This window comes from Sphingobacterium sp. UBA3519, assembly GCF_002377215.1.
In the GTDB taxonomy this organism is placed as follows: Bacteria; Bacteroidota; Bacteroidia; order Sphingobacteriales; family Sphingobacteriaceae; genus Sphingobacterium; species Sphingobacterium multivorum.
The window spans coordinates 370320-379010 of sequence record NZ_DFPI01000010.1; the positions used below are offsets into that span (position 1 = coordinate 370320).

Annotated in this window: 2 protein-coding genes; both read left to right on the forward strand. The window is 40.3% G+C overall.

The window, feature by feature from the left end; translation table 11 throughout:
• The first annotated feature begins 66 nt into the window (after window positions 1–66).
• The gene (gene rpoB / locus B3297_RS05530; RefSeq protein ID WP_286778553.1) at window positions 67–3876 is read left to right on the forward strand and encodes a DNA-directed RNA polymerase subunit beta; all 3810 of its coding nucleotides are present in this window, start codon (window positions 67–69) and stop codon (window positions 3874–3876) included.
• Window positions 3877–3947: 71 nt separating this feature from the next.
• Window positions 3948–8225 carry a DNA-directed RNA polymerase subunit beta' gene (gene rpoC / locus B3297_RS05535; protein ID WP_070566328.1) on the forward strand — a complete coding sequence of 1426 codons (4278 nt, stop codon included), beginning with the start codon at window positions 3948–3950 and terminating at the stop codon, window positions 8223–8225.
• Window positions 8226–8691: the final 466 nt, after the last annotated feature.

Genomic DNA, 8691 nt, shown 5'->3' on the forward strand with positions numbered 1-8691 from the left:
CAGTGGAAAGGTGGTTTACAGCATAAGTGTAAGCGCAGTTTTTTTAAAACTAAAATTCATATTCCCTTGGCAAACAATAATATTCAACAAGAAAGAATAAACTTTGCGACAAGTAAGAAAGTATTGGAATATCCAGATTTCTTAGATGTGCAATTGGAATCTTTCAAGGAGTTTTTTCAATTAGAAACTACTTCTGACAACCGCCATCAGGAAGGGCTGTTCAAGGTATTCTCGGAAAACTTCCCTATTTCTGATTCAAGAAACATTTTTGTGCTAGAGTTTTTGGATTATTTCATTGATCCACCACGTTATGATATCCAAGAGTGTATCGAGCGCGGCTTGACTTATAGCGTTCCTTTAAAGGCTAAGTTAAAGTTATCTTGTAATGATGAAGAACACGAAGATTTCGAAACTATTGTTCAGGATGTGTATTTAGGGACTATCCCTTATATGACTCCTAAAGGTACTTTCGTGGTAAATGGTGCAGAGCGTGTCATCGTATCGCAATTACACCGTTCACCAGGCGTTTTCTTTGGTCAAAGTAGACACACAAATGGTACTAAACTTTATTCTGCAAGGGTAATTCCTTTCAAAGGATCTTGGATCGAATTTGCAACTGACGTAAACAACGTCATGTATGCTTATATCGACCGTAAAAAGAAATTCCCAGTTACGACCTTATTGCGTGCTATCGGTTACGATTCGGATAAAGATATCTTAGAATTGTTCGATTTAGCGGATGAAGTAAAAGTGAGTAAATCTGGTCTTAAAAAATATGTTGGTCGTCGTCTTGCGGCTAGGGTATTGAAAAAATGGGTAGAAGATTTCGTGGATGAGGATACAGGTGAAGTTGTATCTATCGACCGTAACGAAATTATCCTTGAGCGTGAAACTGTTCTAGAAGAAGATCACATTGATTTGATTATTGAAGCTGGCGTTAAGTCTATTATCTTAGCGAAAGACGATGAGTCAAACAATGCGGACTATTCTATTATATATAACACTTTACAAAAAGATACGTCCAACTCAGAAAAAGAAGCGGTAGAACATATCTATCGTCAATTGCGTAACGCTGAACCACCAGATGAGGAAACCGCTCGTGGTATCATCGATCGTTTATTCTTCTCTGACAAACGTTACGATTTAGGTGATGTAGGTCGTTACCGTATCAACCGTAAGTTGAAGTTGGGAACTCCGGATGATACGAAAGTATTAACCCGTGAGGATATCATTGCGATTGTGAAGTATTTGATCAATTTGATCAATTCTAAAGCTGAAGTAGATGATATTGACCACTTGTCAAACCGTCGTGTACGTACTGTAGGTGAACAATTATATGCTCAATTTGGTGTCGGTTTATCTCGTATGGCCCGTACCATCCGTGAGCGTATGAACATCCGCGATAATGAGGTATTTACGCCTACAGATTTGATTAACGCACGTACACTTTCGTCGGTAATCAATTCGTTCTTTGGTACAAACCAGTTGTCTCAGTTTATGGACCAAACTAACCCTCTTGCTGAAATTACGCACAAGCGTCGTTTGTCAGCTTTAGGCCCAGGTGGTCTTTCTCGTGAGCGTGCAGGTTTCGAGGTTCGTGACGTTCACTATACACACTACGGTCGTCTTTGTACAATCGAAACGCCAGAAGGTCCAAACATCGGTTTGATTTCTTCATTGGCTGTACACGCGAAAATTAACCACTTAGGATTTATCGAGACTCCTTACCGTAAGGTAAAAGATGGGGTTGTTGTGGTTGACGAGCCAGTCGTATATTTATCTGCTGAGGATGAAGATGGTAAAACAATCGCACAAGCGAATGCTTTGTATGATGACAAAGGTAATTTCGAAGATGCGAAAGTGAAAGCCAGATATGAGGGTGACTTCCCAATTATCGAGCCTAATATGCTTGATTATATGGACGTTGCTCCAAACCAAATTACATCTATTGCGGCTTCATTAATTCCTTTCTTGGAACACGATGATGCCAACCGTGCATTGATGGGATCGAACATGCAACGTCAGGCCGTGCCTGTATTGCGTCCACAAGCTCCTATTGTAGGTACTGGTCTTGAAGGTCGTGTTGCGAAAGATTCTCGTACATTGATTAATGCGGAAGGTTATGGTGTAGTAGAATATGTAGATGCTGATGAAATCAAAATCCGTTACGACAGAAACGACGATGATCGTCTTGTATCATTCGATGATGATGTCAAAACATATAAATTGATCAAATTCAAGAAAACCAACCAAAATACATGTATGAACTTGAAGCCTATCGTTAAGAAAGGTCAACGAGTTGAACCAGGACAGGTATTATGTGAAGGTTATGCGACTGAAAATGGTGAATTGGCATTAGGTCGTAACTTGAAAGTAGCGTTCATGCCTTGGCAAGGATATAACTTTGAGGATGCGATCGTAATTTCTGAGCGTGTAGCGAAAGAAGACTGGTTTACTTCTCTTCACATTGAAGAATTCGAACTTGAAGTTCGTGATACAAAACGTGGTGAAGAAGAGTTAACAGCTGATATTCCTAACGTATCTGAAGAAGCGACAAAAGATTTGGACGAAAACGGTATTATCCGTATCGGTGCTGAAGTTGGTGGTGGTGATATCTTAATTGGTAAAATCACACCTAAAGGCGAGTCTGATCCTTCTCCAGAAGAGAAATTATTACGTGCGATCTTTGGTGACAAAGCTGGTGACGTGAAAGATGCTTCATTGAAAACTCCACCGTCATTAAAGGGTGTTGTTATCGATACGAAGTTATTCTCGCGTGCGAAGAAAATGTCTAAAGAGGTTGAGCGTAAAACTTTAGAGAAATTAGAGGTTGCTCACGATAGAGCCGTTAAATCATTGAAAGATCGTTTGGTTGAAAAATTATTCACTGTAGTGAATGGTAAAACAAGCCAAGGGGTATACAATGTCTATAAAGAGTTGTTGGTTGCTAAAGGTGCTAAGTTTACGCAAAAAATCCTAGCTGAATTAGATTACAACAACATCAACCCAATGGGATGGACAACTGACGAAGATAAAAACGAGTTGATCAAAATGGCCCTTCATAATTATAATATCAAAATTAATGAAGAGTTAGGTTCGTTCAAACGTGATAAATTCGCAGTATCTGTCGGTGATGAACTTCCATCAGGAATTGTGCAAATGGCTAAGGTTTACGTTGCTAAAAAACGTAAGTTGAAAGTAGGGGATAAGATGGCCGGTCGTCACGGTAACAAAGGTATCGTTGCACGTATTGTACGTGATGAGGATATGCCATTCTTAGAGGATGGAACACCAGTTGATATCGTGTTGAACCCACTAGGGGTACCTTCACGGATGAACTTGGGACAGATCTACGAAACCGTATTGGGTTGGGCCGGTCAAAAATTGGGTGTGAAATTCGCTACACCTATCTTTGATGGTGCTGAAATGGATCAGGTACAGGATTGGGTGGCGAAGGCTGGCTTACCAAAATCTGGACGTACATATTTGTACAACGGATTGACAGGTGACCGTTTCGATCAACCGACGACAGTGGGTGTAATCTACATGTTGAAATTAGGTCACATGGTAGATGATAAAATGCACGCACGTTCAATTGGTCCGTACTCATTGATCACACAACAACCTCTGGGTGGTAAAGCACAATTCGGTGGTCAACGTTTCGGTGAGATGGAGGTTTGGGCATTGGAAGCATTCGGTGCATCTAACATCCTTCAAGAAATCTTGACTGTGAAATCGGATGACGTGGTTGGTCGTGCCAAAACTTACGAGGCAATCGTAAAAGGTAACAACCTTCCGACACCATCGGTACCAGAATCGTTCAACGTATTGGTACACGAGTTACGTGGATTGGGTCTAGATATCACATTGGATTAATTAAGCAAATAGGGCTTTGAAGGGCTCAGTCCTTCAAAGCTTCTTTATAAAGCTTTAACTTTTGAATAAGTATGTCTTACAAAAAAGATAATAAAATTAAAAGCAACTTCACTTCGATTACGATCAGCTTGGCTTCTCCAGAAACTATTTTGGAACGCTCAAGTGGTGAAGTTACAAAACCGGAAACGATTAACTATCGTACCTACAAACCAGAACGTGACGGTTTATTCTGTGAGCGTATTTTTGGTCCTGTAAAGGATTACGAATGTCACTGTGGTAAATACAAACGTATCCGTTATAAAGGTATCGTATGTGACCGTTGTGGTGTTGAAGTAACAGAGAAAAAGGTACGTCGTGAGCGTATGGGACACATCAATTTGGTTGTTCCTGTTGCACACATCTGGTACTTCCGTTCTCTTCCTAATAAAATTGGTTATTTATTGGGACTTCCTACCAAGAAATTGGATATGATCATTTACTACGAACGTTATGTGGTTATCCAAGCTGGTATTAAGGAAGAAGATGGTATCAACTTTATGGACTTCTTGACTGAAGAAGAATATTTAGATATTTTAGATACCTTACCAAAAGAAAATCAATATTTAGACGATAACGATCCTCAAAAATTCGTTGCCAAGATGGGTGCTGAGGCGTTGGAAGATTTGTTGAAACGTATTGATTTGGATCAATTGTCATACGATTTACGTCACCAAGCTGCTAACGAAACTTCTCAACAACGTAAAAATGAAGCATTAAAACGTCTTCATGTGGTTGAAGCTTTCCGTAGTTCACGTGAAAATATCGAGAATCGTCCAGAATGGATGATTGTGAAAATCGTTCCAATCATTCCACCTGAATTGCGTCCTTTAGTGCCTTTGGATGGTGGTCGTTTTGCAACTTCGGATTTGAATGACTTATACCGTCGTGTGATTATCCGTAACAACCGTCTAAAACGTTTGATCGAAATCAAAGCTCCTGAAGTAATCTTACGTAACGAAAAACGTATGCTTCAAGAAGCGGTAGACTCTTTGTTTGACAACTCACGTAAAGTGAACGCTGTGAAGACAGAAGGTAACCGTGCATTGAAGTCTTTATCTGATATTTTGAAAGGTAAACAAGGTCGTTTCCGTCAAAACTTGTTAGGTAAACGTGTGGATTATTCGGCTCGTTCGGTAATTGTTGTAGGTCCTCACTTGAAATTACACGAGTGTGGTCTTCCTAAAGATATGGCTGCTGAACTTTACAAACCGTTTATCATCCGTAAGATGATCGAGCGTGGTATTGTAAAAACAGTAAAATCAGCTAAGAAAATCGTTGATCGTAAAGATCCTGTTGTATGGGATATCCTTGAAAATGTATTGAAAGGTCACCCTGTATTACTAAACCGTGCACCTACGCTTCACCGTTTGGGTATTCAGGCTTTCCAACCTACATTGGTAGAGGGTAAAGCTATTCAATTACACCCATTAGTGTGTACAGCGTTCAACGCCGATTTTGACGGTGACCAGATGGCAGTCCATTTACCTCTTGGTAATGCTGCAGTTTTGGAAGCCCAAATCTTGATGTTAGGTGCGCACAATATCTTAAACCCTGCGAATGGTTCTCCAATCACAGTACCATCTCAAGACATGGTATTGGGTCTTTACTATATTACTAAAGGCCGTAGAACTGCTGGCGATCACATCGTAAGAGGTCAAGATATGACTTTCTATTCGGCTGAAGAGGTTATCATTGCTTTAAATGAGAAGCAAATTGACCTTCACGCTTGGATTAAAGTAAAAACAAAAGTTAGACAAAAAGATGGTAGCATCGTTGATACCTTGTTAGAAACAACTGTAGGTCGTGTGATCTTCAACCAAGTTGTTCCTGATGAAATGGGATTTGTCAATGAATTGCTTACGAAAAAATCGTTGCGTAATATCATCGGTGAAATTGTGAAGACTACGGGTATGGCCCGTGCAGCACAGTTCTTGGATGATATGAAAGAATTGGGATATCAAACGGCCTTCAAAGGTGGTCTTTCGTTCAACTTGGAAGATTTGAACATTCCTGCTGCGAAAGCTGAATTGATTCAACAAGCAACTAACGAGGTTGAAGAAGTAATGAATAACTATAACATGGGTTTCATTACAAACAACGAACGTTACAACCAAATCATCGATATCTGGACGCGTATCAACAACAGATTGACGGCACACGTTATGGATATTCTTTCGAATGATAACCAAGGATTCAACTCAGTTTACATGATGTTGGATTCTGGAGCCCGTGGTTCGAAAGAGCAGATCCGTCAGTTATGTGGTATGCGTGGTTTGATGGCGAAACCTCAAAAATCAGGTACTTCTGGTGGTGAGATTATCGAAAACCCGATCTTGTCAAACTTTAAAGAAGGTTTGTCCGTATTGGAGTACTTTATTTCTACCCACGGTGCGCGTAAAGGTCTTGCCGATACGGCATTGAAAACAGCGGATGCGGGTTACTTGACACGTCGTTTACATGACGTAGCGCAAGATATGATCGTTGTGGAACAAGATTGTGGTGGTTTACGTGGTATTTATACAACAGCATTGAAAGATAATGATGATGTTGTTGAACCATTGTTCGATCGTATTTTGGGTCGTACACCATTGCATGATGTTCTTCATCCGGATACTGACGAATTGATCGTTTCTGCAAATGAAGATATCACTGAGGAAATTGCCGAAACTATCGAAAAAGCAGGTATCGAAGGAATTGAGATTCGTACGGTATTAACTTGTGAGTCTAAGCGTGGTGTTTGTGCTTGTTGTTACGGACGTAACTTGGCGTCAGGTAAGCGTGTTCAGTTAGGTGAAGCTGTGGGTGTTATCGCCGCTCAATCAATTGGTGAGCCAGGTACACAGTTGACACTTCGTACCTTCCACGTGGGTGGTACGGCATCGAACATTGCTGCTGATTCAAGTATCATTTCTAAATACGATGGTAAAATCGAATTTGAAAACGTACGTACTGTTTCGCAAACAAACGATAATGGCACACATCAGGTAGTCTTAGGACGTTCTGGTGAGGTTAAGATCATTGATGCACATAATAAAATCGTATTCCAACAAAATATCCCTTATGGTTCACAGTTGTTCGTTGAGGATGGCGGTACAGTAGCTAAAGGCGATAAATTGGTCGAATGGGATCCATATAATGCAGTAATTATTTCTGAATTTGCTGGTAAAGTTGAATTTGACGCAATTATCGAAGGTGTTACCTTCCGTGAAGAGTCAGATGAGCAAACTGGTCACAAAGAGAAGGTAATTATTGAAACACGTGATAAAACGAAAAACCCATCCATCAAGATTCTTGATAAATCGGGAGAGGTTATTCGTACCTACAATATCCCGGTAGGCGCCCACGTTGCAGTTGCTAATGGTGTAACAGTGAAAGAAGGTGGTATCCTCGTTAAAATCCCTCGTTCTACAGGTAAAACGCGAGATATCACAGGTGGTCTACCACGTGTAACGGAGTTATTCGAAGCACGTAACCCTTCTAACCCTGCTGTAGTAACAGAAATCGACGGTGTGGTAACATTGGGTGGTGTGAAACGTGGTAACCGTGAGATGTCTATCGAGTCTCGTGATGGTCAAATCAAGAAATACTTGGTACCTCTTTCTAAACATATCCTTGTTCAGGATAATGACTTTGTGAAAGCTGGTATGCCATTATCAGATGGTTCGATCTCTCCTGCGGATATCTTGTCGATCAAAGGTCCATCAGCAGTGCAACATTACATTGTGAATGGTATCCAAGAGGTATACCGTCTGCAAGGTGTGAAGATCAACGATAAACACTTCGAGACGATCGTTCACCAAATGATGCAAAAAGTTAACATCGAAGATCCAGGAGATACTCGTTTCTTAGAAAAAGAAGCCGTTAACAAATGGGATTTCATGGAAGAAAATGATTCTTTGTTTGACAAGAAAGTTGTTGTTGATGCAGGGGACTCTAATAATTTACGTCCGGGACAAATTGTTTCTTTACGTAAGTTGAGAGAAGAGAACTCTAGTCTGAAACGTCGTGACTTAAAACTTGTTGAAGTTCGTGAAGCAATTCCGGCGACTTCAAGTCCATTGTTGCAAGGTATTACCAGAGCTTCATTGGGTACGAAATCGTTCATCTCTGCTGCCTCTTTCCAAGAGACTACAAAAGTGTTGAACGAGGCTGCTATCGCAGGTAAACGTGATAACTTATTAGGTTTGAAAGAAAACGTAATTGTTGGTCACTTGATCCCTTCTGGTACAGGTATCCGTCAATACAGCAATTTAATCGTGGGCTCTCGCGAGGAGTACGATCAATTGTTGGCTTCGAAAGAAGAAGATTAATCGTTACTCGATTATTTTATATAGGAAGGTCCAGACATTCGTCTGGACCTTTTTTGTTTCGATAACGACCTTATATGATATTGAAGAAGGTCGTAAAATATATTTAGCTTGCTTTTTTAGCGGTGAAATTGCTTGTTAAGGAAGGGGGCGAACTGAAATTTATAGCAAGCAGCTTGGCCGTTTAATTGGTTAATTTTACCTGATAGGACGGTTTAAAGCATAGCTGTCTTAAATGAATCGTTCAATGTTACAGTTAGTTAACTTTAATATTAAAAAATAATAAACAAAAGGCTTGGAAGTTTGTTAGTAAACTCCCTATCTTTGCACCACTCCGCAAGGGAGGGACGGTTACTTCGAGAGAAGGAGTCCTAAAAAAAAGAAGGGTTTAAGGGAGTTTGGCAGGATTTAAAATCCCGCTGGGTTTATTTTAAACGCGGAAATCGGAAAAGAGAAAAGAAAAAAAACT